The sequence below is a fragment of the Methylocella tundrae genome (assembly GCF_901905185.1).
Taxonomy (GTDB): domain Bacteria; phylum Pseudomonadota; class Alphaproteobacteria; order Rhizobiales; family Beijerinckiaceae; genus Methylocapsa; species Methylocapsa tundrae.
Window position 1 is genome coordinate 1 of record NZ_CABFMQ020000002.1, and the last position, 21,156, is coordinate 21,156.

At 60.2% G+C, this 21,156-nt stretch carries 16 protein-coding genes and 1 other RNA gene; 9 read left to right on the forward strand and 8 right to left on the reverse strand.

Features of this window, described 5'->3' with window-relative positions; translation table 11 throughout:
- A partial coding sequence (locus MPC4_RS20845) for a hypothetical protein (RefSeq protein ID WP_210253574.1) occupies window positions 1-615 on the forward strand: 615 nt, incomplete at its 5' end.
- A 35-nt stretch (window positions 616-650) separates the two neighbouring features.
- Complete coding sequence (locus tag MPC4_RS02330) at window positions 651-1,679, forward strand: hypothetical protein (protein ID WP_174511100.1); 1,029 nt, start codon at window positions 651-653, stop codon at window positions 1,677-1,679.
- 52 nt (window positions 1,680-1,731) lie between these two features.
- On the opposite strand, the gene rnpB is transcribed toward MPC4_RS02330, so the two are convergent.
- An RNA gene (rnpB, locus tag MPC4_RS02335) (RNase P RNA component class A) lies at window positions 1,732-2,120 on the reverse strand.
- A gap of 190 nt (window positions 2,121-2,310) precedes the next feature.
- On the opposite strand from rnpB, the gene MPC4_RS02340 reads away from it, so the two are divergent.
- Both MPC4_RS02340 and MPC4_RS02345 read left to right on the forward strand, forming a co-directional pair.
- Window positions 2,311-2,649: an LptM family lipoprotein gene (locus MPC4_RS02340; protein ID WP_134488692.1), complete on the forward strand. Its 339-nt coding sequence runs from the start codon at window positions 2,311-2,313 to the stop codon at window positions 2,647-2,649.
- A gap of 13 nt (window positions 2,650-2,662) precedes the next feature.
- Window positions 2,663-3,403: an N-acetylmuramoyl-L-alanine amidase gene (locus MPC4_RS02345; RefSeq protein ID WP_244628804.1), complete on the forward strand. Its 741-nt coding sequence runs from the start codon at window positions 2,663-2,665 to the stop codon at window positions 3,401-3,403.
- 15 nt (window positions 3,404-3,418) lie between these two features.
- On the opposite strand, the gene metH is transcribed toward MPC4_RS02345, so the two are convergent.
- Genes metH through MPC4_RS02360 form a run of 3 tightly spaced genes read right to left on the reverse strand, consistent with a single transcriptional unit; the run spans window position 3,419 to window position 9,090 of the window.
- Window positions 3,419-7,165: a methionine synthase gene (metH, locus tag MPC4_RS02350; protein ID WP_174511101.1), complete on the reverse strand. Its 3,747-nt coding sequence runs from the start codon at window positions 7,163-7,165 to the stop codon at window positions 3,419-3,421.
- Window positions 7,166-8,083, reverse strand: coding sequence for a methylenetetrahydrofolate reductase [NAD(P)H] (gene metF, locus MPC4_RS02355; protein ID WP_174511102.1), 918 nt, complete (start codon window positions 8,081-8,083; stop codon window positions 7,166-7,168). It lies immediately after the preceding gene.
- Window positions 8,080-9,090 carry a metalloregulator ArsR/SmtB family transcription factor gene (locus MPC4_RS02360; protein ID WP_174511103.1) on the reverse strand — a complete coding sequence of 337 codons (1,011 nt, stop codon included), beginning with the start codon at window positions 9,088-9,090 and terminating at the stop codon, window positions 8,080-8,082. The genes metF and MPC4_RS02360 overlap by 4 nt, the downstream gene beginning before the upstream one ends.
- A gap of 189 nt (window positions 9,091-9,279) precedes the next feature.
- Here MPC4_RS02360 and MPC4_RS02365 point away from each other — a divergent pair, with 189 nt between their 5' ends.
- Window positions 9,280-9,513, forward strand: a complete 234-nt coding sequence (locus tag MPC4_RS02365) for a PsiF family protein (RefSeq protein WP_134488694.1) — start codon at window positions 9,280-9,282, stop codon at window positions 9,511-9,513.
- 135 nt (window positions 9,514-9,648) lie between these two features.
- Window positions 9,649-10,419 carry a lysophospholipid acyltransferase family protein gene (locus MPC4_RS02370; protein WP_174511104.1) on the forward strand — a complete coding sequence of 257 codons (771 nt, stop codon included), beginning with the start codon at window positions 9,649-9,651 and terminating at the stop codon, window positions 10,417-10,419.
- 646 nt (window positions 10,420-11,065) lie between these two features.
- Here the strand turns inward: MPC4_RS02370 and MPC4_RS02375 are convergent.
- On the reverse strand, window positions 11,066-11,593 hold the full coding sequence (locus MPC4_RS02375) for a gamma-glutamylcyclotransferase (protein ID WP_174511105.1): 528 nt from the start codon (window positions 11,591-11,593) through the stop codon (window positions 11,066-11,068).
- 152 nt (window positions 11,594-11,745) lie between these two features.
- Here MPC4_RS02375 and MPC4_RS02380 point away from each other — a divergent pair, with 152 nt between their 5' ends.
- Window positions 11,746-12,798, forward strand: a complete 1,053-nt coding sequence (locus MPC4_RS02380) for a DUF2125 domain-containing protein (RefSeq protein WP_174511106.1) — start codon at window positions 11,746-11,748, stop codon at window positions 12,796-12,798.
- Between the two features lie 134 nt (window positions 12,799-12,932).
- Here MPC4_RS02380 and MPC4_RS02385 read toward each other — a convergent pair whose 3' ends face one another.
- Together MPC4_RS02385 and thrS are read right to left on the reverse strand one after the other, a co-directional pair.
- Complete coding sequence (locus MPC4_RS02385) at window positions 12,933-14,399, reverse strand: undecaprenyl-phosphate glucose phosphotransferase (protein WP_174511107.1); 1,467 nt, start codon at window positions 14,397-14,399, stop codon at window positions 12,933-12,935.
- A gap of 284 nt (window positions 14,400-14,683) precedes the next feature.
- The gene (gene thrS / locus MPC4_RS02390) at window positions 14,684-16,663 is read right to left on the reverse strand and encodes a threonine--tRNA ligase (protein WP_174511108.1); all 1,980 of its coding nucleotides are present in this window, start codon (window positions 16,661-16,663) and stop codon (window positions 14,684-14,686) included.
- A gap of 764 nt (window positions 16,664-17,427) precedes the next feature.
- Here thrS and MPC4_RS02395 point away from each other — a divergent pair.
- A complete protein-coding gene (locus MPC4_RS02395; RefSeq protein WP_174511109.1) occupies window positions 17,428-18,096 on the forward strand; it encodes a helix-turn-helix transcriptional regulator in 669 nt (222 codons plus the stop codon).
- Window positions 18,097-18,583: 487 nt separating this feature from the next.
- On the opposite strand, the gene MPC4_RS02400 is transcribed toward MPC4_RS02395, so the two are convergent.
- Window positions 18,584-19,003 (reverse strand): DUF6197 family protein, encoded by a 420-nt coding sequence (locus MPC4_RS02400; RefSeq protein WP_134488710.1) that lies wholly within the window; start codon window positions 19,001-19,003, stop codon window positions 18,584-18,586.
- 577 nt (window positions 19,004-19,580) lie between these two features.
- Between MPC4_RS02400 and MPC4_RS02405 the strand changes: the two genes are divergently transcribed.
- Window positions 19,581-21,134 (forward strand): CYTH and CHAD domain-containing protein, encoded by a 1,554-nt coding sequence (locus tag MPC4_RS02405; protein ID WP_174511110.1) that lies wholly within the window; start codon window positions 19,581-19,583, stop codon window positions 21,132-21,134.
- Window positions 21,135-21,156: the final 22 nt, after the last annotated feature.

The window sequence follows — 21,156 nt, forward strand, 5'->3', positions numbered from 1 at the left end:
GGGGGGGAGCGTGAGAGGTGTATAAGAGACAGGGCTCGGCCGGCGGAACCCGCCCGCGCGCTCGAGGCGCCCCAGACGGCGGAGCCCCGCCGCCCGCAAGCGTCCCCGGCGGCGCCGTCCCGCCCGGAGGGAGCACCGACTCCGGAACGCGGCGGATGGCTGTCCGATCTGCTCGCGCGCGCCTCGACCGACGAGCCGGAGGCGCCGCCGCGCATCATGAGGGACATCAAACCGAAAGGCGTCGGCGCGAGACCGCAGCAGGCGGGTCAGCCGCTCGACGCCATCTCGCTCGACGTCGCCAGCATGATCGACCCTGACGCGGCCGCCGAGGCGTGGGAGCGCTATCGCCGCGGCGAGGCCAACGCTTTCTCGCACCGGATCTATATCGGCCGGGGCGTGCAGACTTTCGAGGATATCCGCCGGCGCTACCGGCTAAACCCCGAGTTCCATGCGACGGTCGACCGCTATGTACAAGAATTCGAACGCCTGATCTTGGAGCTGAATCGCGACAACGCCGATGAAACGGCGACGCAGACCTATCTGAATTCCGAGACCGGCATGGTCTACACGATGCTTGCCCATGCCTCGGGCAGGCTGAACGGCCTTGGAGGTTAGCCCACGCCTTTGCAGACGCTGAGAGTGTTTCGTTCATGCCGGATTTTGTTCCACCATCGCCAGATTATGCGGAACCACTACGTTGTTTGATAGCTGAGCAGGAAACACAACTGCAATATGAACGCCGGGCCCGGTTAATCGCTGAAACCAGACTGACAGCAGCGAGACAAGAGCTTGCAACGCAGAGTTTTCTAATCGGCAAAATCAAAGGTCGGATCGCGCAATTGCGCTCGCTATTGATCGACCGGTTGTGGGAGAAACTGGGAATTGAGATTGACCAACTCGAACTGTCGCTCGGAGAGACGGCAGCCCCGTTGAACGAAGCAACCGAAGCTCCGGGCGTATCCCTAGGAATTCGTCACGCTGCACCTCTGCTCGATACGGACTTGCTGGAGTTGGGCGGCATGGTCAACCAGCAATTGGCTGAAATCCGCGTCTATATCGCGCAGGAATGCGAACGCATCTTTGCGGGGATACACGTTGCCTTCGAGGAGACCAATATTGAAATTAAAGGCATCATCGGCAAAGCCTCAGAAGGCTTCCGGACGACAGCTTTAGAGCTAGGTCAGATTTCCCGGGAGTGGCAGAGCGAACTCGCGGCGACGCGGGAGGCCTTGAGGATCAGCGCCGCGGATCTGCCGCAGGAGACGGCGCAGCAAGCGCCAGCGATGCGCATCATGAGGGACATCAAACCGAAAGGCGTCGGCGCGAGACCGCAGCAGGCGGGCCAGCCGCTCGACGCCATCTCGCTCGACGTCGCCAGCATGATCGACCCTGACGCGGCCGCCGAGGCCTGGGAGCGCTATCGCCGCGGCGAGGCCAACGCTTTCTCGCGCCGCATCTATCTCGGCCGCGGCGCGCAAACCTTCGACGAGGTGCGCCGGCGCTATCGGCTCGATCCGGAGTTCCATGCCACAATCGACCGCTATGTGCAGGAATTCGAGCGTCTGCTCGCCGAGCTGAACCGCGACAACGCCGATGAATCGGCCACGCAGACCTATCTGAATTCGGAGACCGGCATGGTCTACACGATGCTTGCCCATGCCTCGGGCCGCCTCGGATAGAATGTACGAAGGGCGCGGCGGCGAGCCGCGCCCTGCGCTGCTTCCATTTGATGCTGCCAGCCGGCCTGTAAGCCGGGTTCTGTATGGCGCGCGGGAAACCCGCGACGCGTGATGGCCATTCCTCTGGGGCGGCCGTCGCCAGCCGCCTCGAGCAACCAACCCGGGCGACGATCCAGAGACGGATCTAAGGTTTTTTAGGACCTCGCGTCGCCCCTATTCGGTCTTGCTCCCGGTGGGGCTTGCCGTGCCGCTCATGTCGCCATGCGCGCGGTGCGCTCTTACCGCACCGTTTCACCCTTGCCGCCGGCGCAGGGCCGGATGGCGGTTTATTTTCTGTGGCGCTTTCCCTGGGGTCTCCCCCGCCGGACGTTATCCGGCACCGTTTCTCTGTGGAGCCCGGACTTTCCTCCGCCCTAAGGCGGCGGCCATCCGGCCGGCTGGCGCTTGCCACATAGGCGTGAAGAGGCGGCCAGTCAATGGAGGCCGCGCAATCGCTTTGGTTCCTCCTCCCTGATCTGTGTCGAAAAAATCGCAATCGAAGGAAAATCTTAACGGCGCCCAGTTCTAACTTGACCTCCCGGGGCAGTCTCGATTTTTTGGCGCGAGGCCCCAGGCGATGCTAGGATCTGCAATGAAGAAAATTTTCCTGCCGACTGTCTTTCTCGCAACTTCGCTCGCGCTTGCGGGATGCGGCTATACGCCTGAACAGCGGGCCGGAAGCGGCGCGGCCATTGGCGGCGCCACGGGCGCTGCGATCGGCGCGGCCACAGGCGGGGGAGTCGGGGCGGCGCTCGTCGGCGGGGCGCTCGGAGCGGCGACAGGCGCGATCGTTGGCGCTAACACCCGTCCAGCAAATCCGCCGCCGCCGCCGCCCGGTTATTATCCGCCGCCGCCGCCGCCGCGCGCTTGCGCGCGGGTCGTCTACGACCCCTACGGCAACGCCTTCTGCCAGGGATATTACGGCTATTAAAACGGACACAGCTTTGCCAGCGGCGTTTTGCTCCTCGCCAAACCACGGTGAGCGCAAAGGCGGACGCACGCCCGATTCGCTCATTCTTCACTATACCGGGGTGGCGACCGGCGAGGCCGCCGTACGTCTGCTCTGTGATCCCGCAACGCAGGTCTCGGCTCATTATGTCGTGATGCCGGACGGCGCCCTTTGGCAGCTCGTCCCCGAGACGCGCAGGGCCTGGCACGCCGGCAAAGGCTCATGGGCCGGCGAAACCGACATGAACGATATTTCGATCGGCGTCGAGATCGCGCATCCGGGCCATAAGGACGGCGCCGCCGCCTTTCCCTATCCCGAGGCGCAGATCGCAACCGTCACGGCCCTCTGCCTCGATATCGTGGGGCGGTGGCGGATCACGCCGCAAAGAGTGCTCGCGCATTCGGACATCGCCCCCGATCGGAAGATCGATCCCGGCGAGTTTTTTCCCTGGGCGCAGCTCGCCAAAGCAGGCGTTGGCCATTACGTCGCTCCCTGCCCGATCGCGGACGGCCCGCGGCTCGAACAGGACGCCAGCGGCGCCGATGTCGAAGAGCTGCAATCCTTGCTGGCGCGCTATGGCTATGGGATCGATTTCAGCGGCGTCTATGACAGGAAGACGCAATTGGTCGTCCGCGCCTTCCAGCGCCATTTCAGGCCGGCGCTGGTTGACGGGACGGCCGATTTTTCGACCATCGTCACTTTGCGCAAATTGCTGGCGGCGCGACCTCAAGGGTAGCGCCGACGCGTCGTGCTACTCCGCCGCCGCGGCCTCGGCCAGGGTCGCCGGAACGTAATTCAGGATCGGCGCGAGCCAGCGCTCGACCTCGGAAATCTTCATGCCCTTGCGGCGGGCATAATCCTCGACCTGATCGCGCTCGATCTTCGCCACCCCGAAATAATGCGCTTGCGGATGCGCGAAATAGAGTCCCGAAACCGAGGCGCCAGGCCACATGGCGTAGCTTTCCGTCAGCGAAACGCCGATCCGTCTTTCAGCGGCGAGCAGGTCGAACAGCGTCGCCTTTTCGGTATGATCGGGCTGGGCCGGATAGCCCGGCGCCGGGCGGATGCCGCGATACTCTTCCCGCAGCCGCGCCTCTTCGGTCAAATCCTCGTCCGTGGCATAGGCCCAGAACTCGCGCCGCACGCGTTCATGCATCCGCTCGGCCAGCGCCTCGGCGATGCGGTCGGCGAGCGCCTTCACCAGAATCGAGCCATAATCGTCGTTGGCCTTGGCGAATCGATCAGCGATCTTGCCTTCCTGCGCGCCGGAGGTGACGACGAAAGCGCCGATGTAATCGGCTTTGCCGCTGTCGTGCGGCGCGATGAAATCGGCGAGGGCCAGATTGGGCTTGCCGTCGCGCCGCAACAATTGCTGGCGCAACGTATGGAAAGTTGCGAGCTTTTCCGTGCGGGACTCGCCCGTATAGAGCGTGATGTCGTCGCCGATCGCGGCCGCCGGCCAGAAGCCGATCACCGCTTTCGGATCGAACCAACGCTCTGTGACGATGCGCTTCAGCATGGCCTGCGCGTCGTCGAAAAGCTGCCTTGCCGCTTCGCCCTGTTTCGGATCATCGAGGATCAAGGGATAGCGGCCGCGCAATTCCCAGGTCTGGAAAAAGGGCGTCCAGTCGATATAGGGAATGAGCTCGGCGACATCATAGGCGCGGAACACGCGCGTCCCGGTAAACGCCGGCCGCGGCGGCGCGTAATCCGGCCAGTTGAGCTTCATCGCATTGGCGCGGGCCCTGGCGATCGGCAGGCGCTGCTTCTCTGCTTCCGACCGTTGATGCGCCTCCGCGACCTTTTTATATTCGGCCCGCACGCCGGCGATGGTCTCGTCGCGCGTGGTTTTCGAGAGCAGCGACTGCACGACGCCGACAGCCCGGCTCGCGTCATTGACATAGACCGCCTGGCCGCGCGTGTAATTGGGATGAATCTTGACCGCGGTATGGACGCGGCTCGTCGTCGCGCCGCCGATCAGGAGAGGTAAATCGAACCCTTCGCGCTCCATCTCCGCGGCGACGAAGCACATCTCGTCGAGCGAGGGCGTGATGAGGCCGGACAAGCCGATGGCGTCGACTTTCTCCGCGCGGGCGGTCGCCAGAATTTTCGCGGCCGGGACCATGACGCCAAGATCAATGATCTCATAATTGTTGCAGGCGAGCACGACGCCGACGATATTCTTGCCGATATCGTGCACGTCGCCCTTGACCGTCGCCATCAATATCCTGCCCGCCGTCGAGCGTTCACCGCCGCCGTTCAGGCGCTTTTCTTCATCCATGTAAGGCAAGAGATAAGCAACCGCCTGCTTCATCACACGCGCGGATTTGACGACCTGCGGCAGGAACATCTTGCCCGCGCCAAAAAGATCGCCGACGACATTCATGCCCGCCATCAGCGGGCCTTCGATCACGTCGAGAGGCCGCACGCTGGCCGCGCGCGCCTCCTCGACGTCGCGGTCAATGTACTCCGTTATGCCGTTCACGAGCGCATGTTCGAGACGCTTGCCCACCGGCTCATCGCGCCAGGCAAGATCCTTCTCAAATCGCTCGGCGCCTCCTTGCCCCTTGAAGCCTTCGGCGAGCGCAAGCAAACGCTCCGTTGCATCCGCGCGACGATTCAGGATGACGTCCTCGCAGGCCTCGCGCAGCCCCGGTTCGATCTCGGCATAGACCGCGAGCTGGCCCGCGTTGACGATGCCCATATCCATGCCGGCCTTGATGGCATGATAGAGAAACACCGAATGCATCGCCTCGCGCACGGGCTCATTGCCGCGAAACGAGAAAGAGAGATTGGAGACGCCGCCCGAAATATGCACGAGCGGAAAACGCTTGCGGATTTCCCGCGCCGCCTCGATGAAATCGACGCCGTAATTATTGTGCTCTTCGATGCCCGTCGCGATGGCGAAGACGTTCGGATCGAAGATGATGTCTTCGCCCGGGAAGCCGACGTCCCCGGTCAGAATTTTATATGCCGCGGAGCATATCTCGACCTTGCGCTCGAAGGTGTCGGCCTGACCTTTTTCATCGAAAGCCATGACGACGACAGCGGCGCCATAGCTGCGCACGATGCGGGCGTCATGGATGAATTTCTCGACGCCTTCCTTCATTGAAATGGAATTGACGACGGCCTTGCCCTGCACGCATTTGAGGCCGGCCTCGATGACAGAGAACTTGGATGAGTCGATCATCACCGGCACGCGCGCGATATCGGGCTCGGCTGCGACAAGATTCAAGAATTCGACCATCGCCTTTTCGGAATCGAGCAGGCCTTCGTCCATGTTGACGTCGATGATCTGGGCGCCCATCGCAACCTGATCGCGCGCGACGTCGAGCGCGGCTGAAAAATCGCCCTCTTTGATCAGCCTGCGGAATTTCGCCGAGCCGGTGACATTGGTGCGCTCGCCCACATTGACGAAAGGGATTTCGGGCGTCAGCGTGAAAGGCTCGAGCCCCGACAAGCGCAGCAAAGGCGCGATATAAGGAACCTCGCGCGGTGGAACGTCCTTCACGCGTTGCGCGATGGCGTGAATATGCGCGGGCGTCGTGCCGCAACAGCCGCCGACCACATTGACGAGACCCGCTTCGGCGAACTCGCCAATGAGGCCCGCCATATATTCTGGGCTCTCGTCATAAAGGCCGAATTCATTGGGCAGGCCGGCGTTGGGATAGGCGCAGACGAGGGTATCGGCGATGCGCGAAAGTTCGGCGAGATGCGCGCGCATCTCGCGCGCGCCGAGCGCGCAATTGAGGCCGATCGTCAAAGGATTGGCATGGCGCAACGAGTGCCAGAAAGCCGTCGGCGTCTGGCCGGACAATGTGCGGCCGGAAAGGTCGGTGATCGTGCCCGAGATCATTACAGGCGTCTCGACGCCGAGCGCCTTGAAGGCGTCATTGACGCCGGCCAGCGCCGCCTTCGCGTTCAATGTGTCGAAGATCGTCTCGACGATCAAAATATCCGCGCCGCCTTCGATGAGAGCCGTCGCGGATTCAGCATAGGCCTCGCGCAATTCATCGAAGGTGACCGCGCGAAAGCCGGGATTGTTGACGTCGGGCGAGATCGAGGCTGTGCGGCTCGTCGGGCCCAGCGCGCCAGCGACAAAGCGGCGCCGGCCGTCCTTGCGCCCGACGGCGTCGGCCGCCGCGCGGCAGAGACGCGCCGCCTCGAAGTTCAGTTCGCGCACAAGCGATTCCATGCCGTAGTCGGCTTGCGAAATGCGCGTCGAATTGAATGTGTTGGTCGCGATAATGTCCGCGCCCGCCTCGATATAGGCGTGATGAATAGCCTCGATCGCCTCGGGCTGGGTCAGGCACAAGAGGTCGTTGTTGCCGCGAAGGTCGCTCGGCCAATCCTTGAAGCGCTCGCCGCGAAACTGCTCCTCGGTGAATTTGCGCTGCTGAATCATTGTGCCCATGGCGCCGTCCAGCACCAGGATCCTTTTCCGCGCGGCGTCGAGGAAGGCGTTGCGGGTCGCCTCGCCATTGAAACCATGAGTCATTCAGGCGGCCTTTTGTTCGAGTTTTGGCCGAAGCCCCAGAAGGTGGCAGATCGCATAGACGAGATCGGCGCGATTGTTGGTGTAGAAATGAAAATCGCGGACGCCGTGATCGACGAGATTGAGCACCTGCTCCGCCGCGACCGTGGCGGCGACGAGACGCCTTGTCTGAGGGTCATCATCCAATCCCTCGAAGCGGTCGGCGAGCCATTGCGGTACGCTGGCGCCCGCCTTCCTGGCGAAGCCCGCCGTCTGCTTGAAATTCTGCATCGGCATGATGCCGGGCACGATCGGAATATCGACGCCACGCTCTTGCAGCCTGTCGCGATAGCGCAGGTAAATTTCGTTTTCGAAAAAGAACTGGGTGATCGCACGGTTCGCGCCCGCGTCGACCTTTGCGCGCATGAAATCGAGATCCGCTTCGAGCGAGAGGCTTTCCGGGTGCCGCTCCGGATAGGCGGACACCGAAACTTCGAAATCGGCGATCCGCTTGATGCCGGCGACAAGCGCGCAGGAGCTTTCGTATCCTTCGGGGTGGGGGCAGTATTTGGTTCCGACGCCTTCCTGCGGGTCGCCGCGCAGCGCCACGATATGGCGGACGCCGGCGTCCCAATAGCCCTGTACGATGGAGTCGATCTCCTTGCGCGCCGCCGCGACGCAGGTGAGATGAGCGGCCGGCTTCACAACCCCCTCTTTGGCGAGGCGCGCGACCGTCGAATGGGTGCGTTCGCGGGTCGATCCGCCCGCGCCATAGGTCACAGAGACGAAACTCGGTCCAAGCGGCGCGAGCCGGTTGATCGACTCCCAAAGAAGCGCCTCCATCGCGACGGTCTTTGGCGGGAAGAACTCAAAGGACACCCGGATGTCAGGCTGATGCGTGCGGCTTGCGCGCGGCAGGTCACAGCTTGCATTTTCGCTCATGCGACTTCTCGCGCAGTTAAAGGAAGAGGATCAGCGATGACGCGGCGGTCGCGGCCGAGCCACAGGGAAACGGTGAGTTTGCCGCCCTCGCCCGGCTCGGGCGCCAGATCGCGCCGCATCGAAACTTCGAGCCCCGCCGCCGTCATATATCCGGCGACTTCCTCGGCGGTAAAGCCGAGGCGGCGATGCGCATGGACGGAACGCAGGCTCTCTTCTTCATGGGGAGCGAAATCGACGATGACGAGCCGCCCGCCTGGCCGCAACGCCCGCGTCGCTTCACGAATAGCGCGCAAAGGATCATCGAGATAATGCAGAACCTGGTGCATGACGACGAGATCATAGAAATCCGGTTCGACTGGCAACGCATAAATGTCGCCCTGACGCAATTGGGCGTTGCGCAGTCCGATCCGCTCAAGACGCGCCCTGGCGACGCTGAGCATTTGCGGCGACTGATCGACGCCGACCGCGCGCGTCGCAAGCGGCGCCAGAATTTCGAGCATGCGGCCGGCGCCCGTGCCGAGATCCAGCGCCGCGTTGAACGGGCCGGTTCCGACCGCCTCGAGGATCGCAGCCTCGACGCGTTCTTCCGGCAAATGCATGGCGCGCACCTCATCCCAGTTGGCGGCATGCGAGGCGAAGTACCGGGCCGCCTGCTCCGCGCGCGCCTGGCGCACCTCCGCGAGCCGGGCGCGATCGGCAAGAAGGTGGGCGTCGCCGGGCGCGAGGCGCGCAACGATATCGCGCGCGAATCCGGCGGCCTGACCGCTCTGGCTCATGAAAAAGAAAACCCAGGATCCCTCACGGTGACGCTCGACAAGTCCGGCTTCCGCGAGCAGCTTCAAATGACGCGAAACGCGCGGCTGGGATTGCCCGAGGATCGTTACAAGTTCGCTCACGGTCAGTTCGGCTTCGGCAAGGAGCGCAAGGAGGCGCAACCGCGTCGCCTCTCCAGCGGCGGTCAAGCCGTTGAGAATGACGTCGAAAGGCGCATGTTGAGACTGAGGCATCGTAAGCCGTCCTGGCAATTCATTCTTCGATATATATGCAGATATCTTTATATGTAAAGTTCATTTTTGAGCACTGCGAATTGAAGGCTTGAGCTTTTCGCCTTGGTTCGGCCCCTCGGCAGAGATAAGGTCGCGCCGCGGTTGACGCTGAAGCCAAGATCAATCGCGTCGGTTTTGGAGGGTGCGTGTATGAAGAACGCTTTTTCATGGATCATCGCCAGCGCGCTCGTGCTGTCCTTCGCAAACATCAGCTTCGCGCAGCAGCAGGCCCCCGCCGCTGCGCCTGCGGCTGCCGCTGCAAAGCCGGCGGCCTCCGACGCCGCGAAGAAGGCCAAAGCCAAGGAATGCTCCGACCAGGCCGACGCCAAAGGTCTGCACGGCAAAGCGCGCAAGGAATTCCGCTCAAAATGCAAGCGCAGCTAGTCCTCAATGCGGCTCAGAAGCGCGCGCCTAGCGATTCGCAATGCCGGGTCTGCCAGCCGGCGGATGAAGGCGCGATCCTGAACCGCGCGTGCTCGATGCGGGCTTCGCCAAAATGGAACAAGATCAGACAAACGAATGACAGTCATCCGCTCCTTGCTCTTCAATGTTCTATTCTACGCGAATATAACCGTTCTTGCGTTCTTGGGCCTGCCTACTCTGTTGATGAAGCGCGCCGCCGTTCAGGAACTCGCGCGGATCTGGTCGCGCAACTCTTTGTGGCTGCTCAAATGGATTTGCGGAACCACGGTCGAGTTCAGGGGGCTTCACAATCTTCCCTCAGGCGCCTGCATTATTGCCGCGAAACATCACTCCGCTCTCGAGACCTTCGCGCTGACCACGCAGATGGGCGACTTCACATTTGTGTTGAAGCGCGAATTGATGTCGATCCCCTTTTTCGGCTGGTATCTAAAAGGCGCCGAGCAGATTGGCATTGAACGCGCGAAGCGCGGGCAGGCTCTTGCCGACCTGACGCGGCAGGTGCGTCAGGCCATCGCCGAGGAGCGGCAGGTCTTTATCTTCCCTGAGGGCACTCGCAAGGCCGTGGGGGCCCCGCCCGACTATAAAGCGGGCGTCGCCCATTTATGCCTGTCCACCGGCGCCATATGCGTGCCTGTCGCCTTGAATTCCGGCCTGTTCTGGCCGCGCCGGGGCATTCTGCGGCGGCCGGGGCGCGTCGTCATCGAATTCCTCCCCCCGCTGGCCCCCGACACGGACAAGCAGAATTTCATGCGCGCCTTACAAGCGCGAATCGAAACCGCCACGGCAAGGCTCATCGATGAATCGATCGCCGCCGATCCATCCCTGAGGACCGTACTGCCGCCGCAAGCGAACAGCGCGACAGGCTGACCGGCAAGGCCTGCGGGCGAGTCAAAAGGACGCGGCCAAGCGAAACATTCGGGCGATATGGTTGACAAAATCTTGACATGTTCTATTTATGTTCCTTCAGTGATGAGGGGACCCGAGGCCGATGGGCATAGTAGTTCCGCAGCGCAGCATCAGATTTCGGTCAATTCGAGAGAAGCGCGCGGTGGATCGCCAGGCGCCGGGCTCCCCAGCGCCAAGAGAGCTTCGACGTCGGCTCCTCGGTCCAAATGCGCCGCTCCGTTGCCTTGCGGGAGATTCCCTGGCGGCTCATTTCCACAAATGGCGCGGCGCGTCCGGACAATGTTACATTTTCTCTGTTTTTCCCGTTCTTGCCAACGAAGTGCTCGGCGGCCTTCCTGAATTTGACGGCGCCGTCGCGGTAGCTGTCGCGCGCGACGCCGGGGGCAAGAGGCGGCGCGTCGCCGTCCTTGATCTTCGCTGGCTGGAGGGACAGTTTTGCGGCGATGCCGAAGCCGTTGGCGCAGCCCTACGGTCTGGCGTCAGCGAGTGGCACGTTCACCTTCTTGCAAAGGACGAAAAATCGCGTCACGCCGTCATCGTTGATATGACGTCGTAATCAGCGTCCTTTTGTTTCGCGGTCTCATCCTTCTGGAAGCGCCTGCTGAATTCATCCGCCCATCTGCCGCGCAAGCCATTCAAGCGTTTCGTCGTGGATCGAGAGGTCCGCCAGATGAGCGTGCGTATTTCTCACATAGTCGAAATTATGGCCTGAAACGCCGACGCCCTGATTGATCAGCCGCAGAAGCTCTTCGCGATCGAGACGTCCCGCATATTGAATATGCGTCCGGTCGGCGACATAGCAGACCGCCTCGATCTGGCGGCCATCCCCTAATATCGCCGGCAGGACGATCTCGCGATAGACCGACGTTACCTGTTCGCGCGCCCGCAGATAGTCGAGCGTCGCGGCGGCCTGCAAGGCGCCGACGCGGAATGCGACGCCCCTGCACGAGCCGCCGCGATCGAGGCCAAGGACGAGGCCCGGCCGCTCGCTGGTGCCGCGATGAACATGTGAATAGACGCAGAGCGCGCGATGATAGCCGCGCACCAGCGCGCCCTGCCGTTCGGTGAATTGAAACCCCGGCCGCCACATCAGCGAGCCATAACCGAACACCCAGAGATCCTCAGCGGCCGCCATAGCAAATTTGCTCCTTGCCAGGACGCGCTATAAACGAAGAAGCGCATCGCGAAAAGATTCGGCGCTTTCGCTTTTGCTCGCACGCGGCGGCGCGGCTGATCGATTGTCGCGCGCCCCAAAGCCCGGCTCGTTTGCCCGCAAAGGAGGCGCATATGCCAATGAAAGGCGCGGCGCTACGGCGCCGCCGGACGTCGAGCATTCTCGCGCTCATAGTATTGACGATATTGGGGGCGGCCGCAGCCGGCTGGTCGCTGTTTTGGTATGCGGCGGCCCGTCAAACCGACGCCGTCGTGACTGCCTGGATCGCGCGCGAGGCCACGCTCGGGCGCGTTTGGAGCTGCCCTCAGCGCCACATCGGCGGTTATCCGCTCGACATCGAAATGAGCTGCGCCGGCCTCCAGTTTCGCGGCAAACTCGTTGGCGGCGATTTTACAGGGTCGTTGCATGGGTTTCGCGCATCGTCCTCCGTGCTGCGGCCAGAGCGCCTCACGGCGCAGCTCGAGAGCCCCTTTACCGGCAAGACGCCAGACGGAAAACTCGACCTCGCGCTGCAGTGGGCGAAACTCGATTTGACGATAGAAGGACCGCCCGACGCGTTGACGCGTTTTTCCCTCGAGGGCGATCAAATGCTGCTGAAGGGATCAATGATTGGCGTTGGGGCGCTGAATTCGGGAGCCAAGACGGTGCAGGTCTCGATAACTCCGAGACCTGACGGCGAAGCCGCTTTGAACTTCGACATCGCCATGAATGGCGTCGCAATTCCGTCGATGAGCGATGTGCTCGGCCTCGACGCGCCACTCGACGCGATCCTCGCGGGAACGGTGACAAAAATTGATTCTTCGACCGCCGGAACGCTCTTCGAGGACATGGAGCGATGGCGTGAAAAGGGTGGCCGTCTTGATGTGAGAACCGCGCTGCTGACGAGCGGAAGCGCAAAACTCGACGCGCGCGGCAGTCTTGATCTTGATGAGGCGCACCGTCCCCGTGGCAAGTTGGATACAGCGTTTGAGGGGCTGAATCCTGTGCTTGGACGCCTTGGAGTTGACCCTCGCGTTCTGACGGCAAGCTCCCTGTTGACGAATTTCCTCGGCCATGCGCAGGGAAAGCAGCAAGCCGAGGCGGCCCGGCTGCCTCTGCGCATCGCCGATGGCTGGCTATTGATCGGGCCGATTCGCACGCCCGTGCGCCTGCCCGCGCTTTATTGAGTTCGTTCCAGGGAGGCTGCTGCGACAATCAGCCGCGCGCCGCGCACGACAGAAAACAGCTTCGGCTCCGGCCTTTGCCTTATCGCACGCCGTCCCACGTAACGGATATGCTTTTCATTCAATCAAAGTGCTTATTAGTAGGCGCGGTTGCGCAAGACCTCGAAGCAGGTGCGTATCAATATATTGATATCGAGCCCAAACGACCAATGATTGACGTACCAGAGGTCCAATTTGACCCGTTCCACCATTTGCTCGAGACGGCCGGTTTCGCCCCGCAGTCCATTGACCTGGGCCCATCCGGTCATGCCGGGTTTAACGTGATGGCGAAATGCATATTTCGCGATCAGGACCTTATATTCATTGTCGTGCGCCAGTGCGTGGGGACGCGGCCCGACCAGAGACATGTCGCCCATGAGCACATTGAAGAGCTGGGGCAATTCATCAAGGCTTGACCGGCGCAAAAACTGGCCGACCCTCGTCACCCGGCGATCATTGCGCCGCGCCTGCGTCACGACGGCCCCGTCTTCCTGGACGGTCATCGAGCGAAACTTGAAAATGACGAATTGCTTGGCGTTAAATCCGTTGCGCCGCTGCTTGAAGATCACCGGCCCTTTGCTGTCGAGCTTGATAAGAACCGCGATCAAAAGAAACAGCGGCGTCAAAAGCACGATTCCTATTGAAGCGCATAGGATATCCAGCGTCCGCTTGACCGCTCTTTCCATAGTCGTCAACGGCGCGCGCTGAATTTCGAGGCTAAGTTCGGGACCATTGGTCGACAAGGCGCGTCGTCCCAATACCGATCTGATCGTATAGTCCGGGAGCAGATGAGCGGGAAGCGGCGACGCGCGCAACCGTTCCCGAACGGTTTCGAGAAGTTCCTTGCTGCTCCAGCGGAGCGCCAGGACAAATCCGTCAACGCCGCGTTCGCGCGCTTCGTGGAGCGCCCGGTCGAGATCGACAAGCACGTCGTCCGGTGATGACGCCTTGGCGGCGGGCAATGACACGCGCACCACTTCATTCATGCCGAAATAGCGAAAAAGAACGGCTGTGCTCAATCTCATCAATTCGGAAGGCTCGCCGATCGTGACGACCCTCCGTCCGGGCAGGCTTCCCTTGGCCATTAAAGATCGCGACGTTTTCTCGGCAAACCAGCGGGCAAGAAGCAGCAGCGAAATTTGCAAGAGAGCTGAGGCGACGATTGAGCCATGCGGCAACAGAGCGTCGCCCTTGAGAAACACCAGGAAGATAGCGACGAAAAGGCTGACAATGGCCCAGGTCAAAAAAATCCGGCCGAGATAGCGTGAGGGCGACAGCAGAACGGGCAACCGGTAAAGTCCCCGCGAACTCGCGACATAGGCGTAGAGCAGCCCCTCTGAAAGACCGACTCCCAAGCTGACTTCAATCGCTGTATTTTGCCCGGACCAAAAATGCTGGTAGAGCGCCCCGCCAAATACGCTCGCAAAGGTAATTACTAAAATGTCAACAAGTCCGACAATAACCTCAATGTTTTTGTAGGATACATGAAGCCTTGATGAAGCTGAAATCGACGTACGAGCGTCGACCTCCGATTCCGCAATCTGACTCAAGCGGTTAAAGTACATTTTAGACTCGCACTGTTCAGCAGGTTGCTTATTAACATTAAGCTACAATAAACTGGAAAAATCAACCTAAAACCAAGCTAGGCGCGCGCCAAAAAGAGTTCTGTGCGGAGGAGCACATTGGATATTCACGTAAACTTTAAGCGGGCGCGCTCCCAGCACTTCTTTCAACCGCAGGTCTTCATCATGTCCTTCTCGCAACGACGAAACTGAGATATCGAGCGCTACGAAAGGAACAATAAAACCGCGGACACATGTTTTGACGAACCCGTCTTGAGGCGCAAGCCTCAATTGAGTAAGTTTATAAGCAATTTTTGCGCCGCAACATCCGAATGATCCCGCCGGAGATCGGGAGCCAACGCTTCTTCGGCCAGCGCTTCGACAGCCTCGCTGAGCGCAACCGTCGTCTGCGCGGATGAGCCTAGCCGCCGGATCGACACTGCGCCGTCAATGCTCTCGCGCTTGCCTACGACGAGCAGAACCGGAACCTTCGCGAGCGAATGCTCCCGCACCTTGTAAGTGATTTTCTCATTACGGAGATCTCCCTCCACCCGCAGCCCCTTTTTGCGAGCCGCGGCGATCACCTCATACGCGTAGTCGTCAGCCTCTTTTGTAATGGTCGCCACGACGATCTGCAGGGGCGCAAGCCAGAGCGGCAGATGTCCTGCGAAATGCTCGATCAATATGCCGGTGAAGCGCTCAAGCGAACCAAACATGGCGCGATGGATCATCACAGGGGTCTTCTTTTCGCTATCGGCGTCAATGTAGAAGGCGCCAAACCGACCGGGCAAATTGAAATCGACCTGAATGGTTCCGCACTGCCATTCGCGGCCGATTGCGTCACGTAACGTGTATTCCAGTTTTGGACCGTAGAACGCGCCCTCTCCAGGATTAATGGCGGTCCTGGCGCCACGCGCTGCAAGGACTTCCAGCACTCGCGAAAGGGCCGCCTCCGCCTTGTCCCAGGCTTCGTCGGAGCCGACGCGCTTCTCGGGGCGCGTCGAAAGCTTGATCACAATGTCGTCGAAGCCGAAATCTTCGTAGATCGAGAGAATGAGGTCATTCACCTTCAAACTCTCGTCCATGATTTGATCTTCGGTGCAGAATATATGGGCGTCGTCCTGCGTGAAGGCGCGCACCCTCATCACGCCGTGCAGCGCGCCGGAGGGCTCATAGCGATGCACGACGCCGAACTCCGCCAGCTTCAATGGCAGATCACGGTAAGACTTCAATCCATTCTTGAAAATCTGTACATGGCCCGGACAATTCATCGGCTTCAGCGCGAAGATCCGCTCGTCCTCGGTTTGCGTCACGAACATGTTGTCGCGATAGGTCTGCCAGTGCCCCGAGGTTTCCCAGAGCGCGCGATCGAGCACTTGCGGGGTATTCACCTCGACATAGCCAGCCGCCTCCTGCCGCCGCCGCATATAGGCGATCAGCGTCTGAAACAGGGTCCAGCCCTTCGGGTGCCAGAACACTGTTCCGGGCCCCTCCTCCTGGAAATGGAACAGGTCCATCTCGCGGCCAAGACGCCGGTGGTCCCGCTTCTCGGCTTCTTCGATCTGCTTCAGATAGGCCGCGAGCTCCTCCTGCGAAGCGAAGGCGGTCGCGTAAATCCGCTGCAACATCGGCCGTTTCGAATCGCCGCGCCAATAGGCTCCGGCGACCTTCATCAGCTTGAATGCGGCGCCGACCTTACCCGTTGAGGTCATATGCGGACCGCGGCAGAGATCGAGCCAATCCCCCTGCCTATAGATTTTCAGGTCTTCGTCGCCCGGAATTGAGTCGACGAGTTCGACCTTGAACGCTTCGCCGCGCGCCTCGAACCACGACTTCGCCTGATCGCGCGTCCAGACCTCCTTGGTGAAAGGCTTGTCCCTGGCGATGATTTCGCCCATCTTCTTCTCAATGGCGGGGAAATCGTCCGGCGTGAACGGCTCCTCCCGAAAGAAATCATAATAAAAGCCGTTTTCGATAACCGGGCCGATCGTCACCTGCGTGCCCGGATAAAGCGTCTGCACGGCTTCCGCCAACACATGCGCGGCGTCATGCCGGATGAGCTCCAGCGCGCGGGGATCGTCACGACTAACGAATTCGATCGTCGCGCCGCCCGGAATGGGATCGGAGAGATCGCGCAAGGCGCCGTCGATCACCACGGCGACGGATTTCTTGGCGAGCGAAGGCGAAATGCTCTTCGCGACATCCAGTCCGGTCACGTGAGCGTCGAAGTGGCGGGAAGCGCCATCCGGAAAAGTCACGCTAATCATATTCTACAACTCCTCACCGCTCACTCGCCGAAACCAATCGGCGTAAGCGCATTCGATCGCGCAATGGGGGCGACCTGGTTTCTGCCCCGGAGAGAAAATGCTCTCCAGCGGGACTTACGGCGTTTATCCCCGCGGCTCAAGCCCAGCCCGCACACTCGCAGGCCCGGGCCTCACGACAGCCAGCGTAAGAATGCGTTGATGTAAGAAACAGATCCGCCCAGGGCGACGCTAAAATTGATCTATTATTTGGATGCAAAATGGCTTCCGTCTTGCCCTGGCTCTCGCGACGCGGTCGGCGGGACGCCAAGCAACGCAGGGAATATTGCTCAAATGAGAGAGTCGATTTGTGCAAGGACAAAGAAACGTGATATAGCTTTGTATATAGGCGGTAGATAATCCGGCGCAAGCTCCAATTCGCCGGCCAAGGACCGTCCTATATGGCAGATGTTATTATATTTAATTCATCACCCTTTATTTCTAACGATTTATTCATCTTCATAATCCGACACACGCCCGTGCGATAACGCACATTAGCAGGTTCGACAAAACATTAAGTGGGTAGTTGGCAACGAACAGAAAGTGAAGAGCAAAAAAGCTCGCGCGTTCTGCTCGCTGGAAAAAATAGGGCTTTGAAGGTCTTTTATCTAAATTTTTTGCAAACACGAAGTCGTGGCGGATGCACATTCAAAACTGACGTTCATCACGCGCACGCGAAACATAGATTTGAAAAATTTGGCGATGCTATGACTCCTTTCGCAATATATTTGGATGAAATCGATTCTGAATGCGAAGAAAAGCGGGTTCTCGCCGCATTCACGCGTCGAGTTACCGAAGTTGCAATTCTCTCGAGATCATCCCGCTCCAGTTGGAATTCGACGGACCCGCTGAACATTTTATCTCAGCCGGCACTCCTGCTTGATCTCGACGGCTTTGTCGTCGAGGCTAACGAGGCGGCGGCCTCCTTATTCAATAACGACATAAGGGTGCGCCAAAGGCGCCTTTTCATACGTGATCCGGAAGCCCGAAACAGGCTTCGCATTTATGTGGATCAATTCGAATATGCGACGGCGGAAATTGCCCCGGTGGTCGAACCGATCATTGTCCCGCGTCAGGACAGTCTGCCGATTCTCTTGAGGATCTGGCCGATCGACGGCGGCGCGCGCTGGCCCTCGGCAGACGTGCGGGCGCTCGTGACGCTGAACGCTTTGGGTCCGCGGCCCGGGCCGCCGGCCTCCCTTCTTGCGAGAACATTTTCTCTGACGCCGTCTGAAGCGAAACTCGCCTGCATCATAGCGCGCGGGGCAGGTCCAGACACGGCGGCCGCGGAACTCAACATTTCGCGTGAGACCGCGCGAAATCAACTAAAGTCGATCTTCGCGAAAACGGCGACGCATCGCCAGGGCGAGTTGGTGGCTCTCCTCTTGCAAGTATAGGCACGTTGCAAGTATAGGCACGGCGCCGCCGCATCATAGGGCTGAATAGAGGCCCGAAGCTGGAGCAGAGCCCCTAAGGGCCCTGCTCTGTTGCGAGAGCTGGAGGAGGTCGCCCGAAAATCGGCTTCCACACTCCAGCATCCTCGCTCGCGTTTCAGGCTCGGTGGCGTTGCACTAAATTGCGATCGCCTGAGCGCTTTGAATTCGTGGATTTGACGTTGGAATCGCGCTTGAGGACGGCATGTAAGAGCCGATGCGTTCTCTCGCGCTATGTCGGCGCCGTCAGAACAACGACTCAATTCTTCCCCGAAGCGACCCGCATCATAAAAGATAGAGAGGCCGCAGCCTCTCCGGATCAAATGGATCTACCCTTTGGCCAGTGACGGCCACGGGGATTCAACAGCTAAAAAGCGCTTTCAGGGGAACAGAAAGCGCCTCTAAAATTCGCCCCTGCCGGACGCTGAACGCCGGCAGCTCTTTACTTCTGTCAGGCCCAACGCTTCTCTTGCTCTATCAAAAATCGGGGGGATAACGGAGGGCTCTCTTTATAAGGGCCCTCGTCAAGAAGCGAGGTGATAACCGACTGAATTACATTCAATACATGGTCGCGGGATGTAGCGACGGAGTCGTTCCATTGCGTAAAAGTCCCGTCAAAGCCATGACTTTCGCGCAAGACATCCGAAAATTTCTTTTCAAAATATTTGAAATAAAACTCTTCGTTGGCAGGATCAACCGCGCGCCACGCCATGCAAAGAGCGCCGGACAGGCAATAGCAGGAAGCCTCACTGCTGTCGAGATTGACAGCTTCGCCACGGTCGTTGCGCGCCATAGCAAATTTATTCCAGCCCTTTGTTTCAAGAAGGCGGCTCGCCTCAACGAGAACATCAACAATAATTCTATTGTTCATTGTTATTCACCTAAATTCCTCTTGGGACAAAATTTCAACATGCATCGGGGAGATCGAGAGCCTTCAGGCAAAAGACCAGCGGCCCCAGAACAGTGCATTTATTGAGAGGCTGAAACGTTTACGCGACGCCAGAATATTAATTCAACTATAGCGTGTTCACATGAATACCTGATGAACAGAAATGTTCAAGACAGCAGCGGATAAGTGACGATTTTCGATTTTCAACATTTTATTACAGATTATGATTTAATGATTTTCTTATCTGTGCTACGTATAACTGGCTGCTTCTTGCTTTTGTTTAGTTTAGCGGCGGTTCTATTACAAGACCCATTTGCGTAAATGGACCAAGTCTTGCCATTTTTCCGCAACGGCGTCGCTGACGTTGGATTGGAAGTCTTGCCTTGTGCAAACGCCGCGGACCCGGCGACTCGCCCGCCAATCCGGCGGCGGGGCACAGAATCTCACCGGCGCTCGCCCGCTCCTTGGCGGAATGAGGGCGAGTTCTCATCGACGGAAGTCTTAATCCTCGACCGTTGGGCGGGTCGTTGATAAAGGAACGGTCTAGATTGGGGTCGCAATGCCCGAGATGGAACTTAAACTCGTTTTCGACGAAGCAGATCTCGCCAGGCTTCGAACCTTGCCGGGCCTGCGCGATAAGCTCGAAGGCGCGCAGCCGGCGCGCAGTCACGCCATTTATTTCGACACGCCCGAAAAGTATCTCTGGAAGCGTGGCCTGGCGCTCCGCGTTCGGCGAACGGGCGACGTTTCGATCCAGACGATCAAGCAGGAGGGCTGCGCACTCCTCGAGCGGGGAGAATGGGAGCGGCGGATCAATTGGGACCCCTCCGACGCTCCCCCACGGCCCGACGGAACGATGATCAACGAAACGCCTTTCGCCGATGTAATCGATAAAGCTGTCCGCGCGCGCCTGCGTCCGACGTTCGAGGTCGACGTCCAGCGCGTCGCCTTTATGGTTACGGAGGGAAACGCCGCGATCGAGGTGGCGATCGACCGTGGCCGGATCAAAAGCGCGGGGGCCGAGCGGGAGGCGCTCCCCGTTTCCGAGCTTGAGCTCGAACTGAAGCGCGGCGACAAACAGGAGCTATTCACCCTGGCGCGCGAACTGACGGCGCATGCTCCTCTCCACTTGAGCTTGATCAGCAAGGCCGAGCGCGGCCAGAGGCTCGTCGATGGCCTGTGGGGCCATCCGGCGAAAGCATCGAGCCCTCGCCTTGAGGCCGATATGACAGGAGAGCAGGCGTTCAGCGCCATCTGCCGCGCTTGCTTGAATGATTTCATGCTCAACGCGGCTGTGCTGACGTCGAAATCCAGTCCCGATCCTGTCGAGGCTATTCACCAGGGCCGAATCGCGTTGCGGCGCCTGCGGGCGGCGCTTGCTCTCTTCAAACCCATGGCGCGCGACGACGCCTTTGCAAGAATGAATGATGAATTGCGGAGGCTCGCGCGCCTTTTTGGGGAGGCGCGCGATCGCGACATCATGCTCGCTAATGCGCCGGAGACCTCTCTTGCGGCCAGCGCCGCCGCGGCCAATGACTTCTCGACATGGCTCGAACGCAGACGCCTCGCCGCGCGCGAGACGGCGCGCGAGGCCGCGCAATCCGAGCGCTGGCGAATATTTCTCATCGACTTCTCGGAATGGATCGACTGCGGCGCGTGGAGGCGCCGTCCCTCCGGCCACCATCTCGAGCCGGTGGCCCAATTCATCCGCAGGCGGCTGAAAAAGCGGCTGGCGGCTCTGCTGCGAGAGGCGCGTGACCTCGCAGAACTCGATGCGGGCGCGCAGCACGCGGTTCGAATCGCAGCGAAAAAGCTGCGTTACATGGCGCAGTTTTTCGTCGGCGTCTCAGGCGTCGCGGATCGCAAGCCCATGAAGCGGCTGCTTGGCGGTCTTGATAAACTCCAGTCCTGTCTTGGCGTTCTGCATGATGACGAGGCCAGTCTGACGGCGGCGCGGACCGACATCGGCCTCTGGCGAGCCGAAGTGGGCGACGTCGGCCCTCTCGCGCTCGAAGCGGCGGCGCGCTGGACGACGCCAAAACAGGACGGCAAGAAATGGCTGGAGCAGGCGCTCGAAGCCTATTCCGAAGTGGCAGAGGCTGAGCCGTTCTGACTATCCCTTGGCGGGAAAATGC

Coding starts and splice junctions, on each gene's coding strand:
- MPC4_RS02330 (WP_174511100.1), top strand. CDS start 651: ATGCCGGATTTTGTTCCACCATCGCCAGATTATGCGGAACCACTACGT.
- MPC4_RS02340 (WP_134488692.1), top strand. CDS start 2,311: ATGAAGAAAATTTTCCTGCCGACTGTCTTTCTCGCAACTTCGCTCGCG.
- metH (WP_174511101.1), bottom strand. CDS start 7,165: ATGACTCATGGTTTCAATGGCGAGGCGACCCGCAACGCCTTCCTCGAC.
- metF (WP_174511102.1), bottom strand. CDS start 8,083: ATGAGCGAAAATGCAAGCTGTGACCTGCCGCGCGCAAGCCGCACGCAT.
- MPC4_RS02360 (WP_174511103.1), bottom strand. CDS start 9,090: ATGCCTCAGTCTCAACATGCGCCTTTCGACGTCATTCTCAACGGCTTG.
- MPC4_RS02365 (WP_134488694.1), top strand. CDS start 9,280: ATGAAGAACGCTTTTTCATGGATCATCGCCAGCGCGCTCGTGCTGTCC.
- MPC4_RS02370 (WP_174511104.1), top strand. CDS start 9,649: ATGACAGTCATCCGCTCCTTGCTCTTCAATGTTCTATTCTACGCGAAT.
- MPC4_RS02375 (WP_174511105.1), bottom strand. CDS start 11,593: ATGGCGGCCGCTGAGGATCTCTGGGTGTTCGGTTATGGCTCGCTGATG.
- MPC4_RS02380 (WP_174511106.1), top strand. CDS start 11,746: ATGCCAATGAAAGGCGCGGCGCTACGGCGCCGCCGGACGTCGAGCATT.
- MPC4_RS02385 (WP_174511107.1), bottom strand. CDS start 14,399: ATGTACTTTAACCGCTTGAGTCAGATTGCGGAATCGGAGGTCGACGCT.
- thrS (WP_174511108.1), bottom strand. CDS start 16,663: ATGATTAGCGTGACTTTTCCGGATGGCGCTTCCCGCCACTTCGACGCT.
- MPC4_RS02400 (WP_134488710.1), bottom strand. CDS start 19,003: ATGAACAATAGAATTATTGTTGATGTTCTCGTTGAGGCGAGCCGCCTT.
- MPC4_RS02405 (WP_174511110.1), top strand. CDS start 19,581: ATGCCCGAGATGGAACTTAAACTCGTTTTCGACGAAGCAGATCTCGCC.